The organism is Paraburkholderia madseniana, from assembly GCF_009690905.1.
In the GTDB taxonomy this organism is placed as follows: domain Bacteria; phylum Pseudomonadota; class Gammaproteobacteria; order Burkholderiales; family Burkholderiaceae; genus Paraburkholderia; species Paraburkholderia madseniana.
Map to the genome: position 1 here is coordinate 1 of NZ_VOSW01000304.1, position 748 is coordinate 748.

Below are 748 nucleotides of genomic sequence, written 5' to 3' on the forward strand. Positions count from 1 at the left end.
TACGTCGGCATTGCGCAGTACGCGGACTACACGTCGCGCAATCTGTCGTACGGTCACCAGCGCCGTCTGGAAATCGCCCGCGCACTGGCAACGGATCCGAAGCTGCTCGCGCTGGATGAACCGGCTGCCGGCATGAACGCAACGGAAAAGGTCGAGCTGACCAAGCTGCTCGACAAGATCCGCAGCGACGGCAAGACGATTCTGCTGATCGAGCACGACGTGAAACTGGTGATGGGTCTGTGCAACCAGATGACGGTGCTCGACTACGGCAAGGTGATTGCACAAGGTCTGCCTTCAGATGTGCAGAAGGATCCGAAGGTGATCGAAGCTTATCTGGGTGCGGGGGTCCACTAATGGCAACGGCAATGTTGAAAATCAAGGGCCTGCAGGTCAATTACGGCGGCATCCAGGCAGTCAAGGGTATCGATCTCGAAGTTGCACAGGGCGAACTGGTCACGCTGATCGGCGCGAATGGCGCAGGCAAGACCACGACGATGAAGGCGATCACGGGTCTGAAGCCGTACTCGGCAGGCGACATCGAGTACATGGGTGAGTCGATCAAGGGCATCCCGGCGCACGAACTGCTCAAGCGTGGTCTGGCGATGGTGCCGGAAGGCCGCGGAATTTTCTCGCGCATGTCGATCGTCGAGAACATGCAGATGGGTGCGTATCTGCGCAACGATACCGACGCCATCAAGGCAGACGTCGATCGCATGTTCGGCTTTTTCCCGCGCCTGAAGGAACGGGC

The 748-nt window shown here is 59.0% G+C and carries 2 protein-coding genes; both read left to right on the plus strand.

From position 1 onward, the window contains the following. A partial coding sequence (locus tag FSO04_RS45935; protein ID WP_154568032.1) for an ABC transporter ATP-binding protein C-terminal domain-containing protein occupies nt 1-354 on the plus strand: 354 nt, incomplete at its 5' end. After that, nucleotides 354-748 (plus strand): ABC transporter ATP-binding protein (locus tag FSO04_RS45940; protein ID WP_154568033.1); only part of this gene is annotated, 395 nt, incomplete at its 3' end. The genes FSO04_RS45935 and FSO04_RS45940, both read left to right, overlap by 1 nt.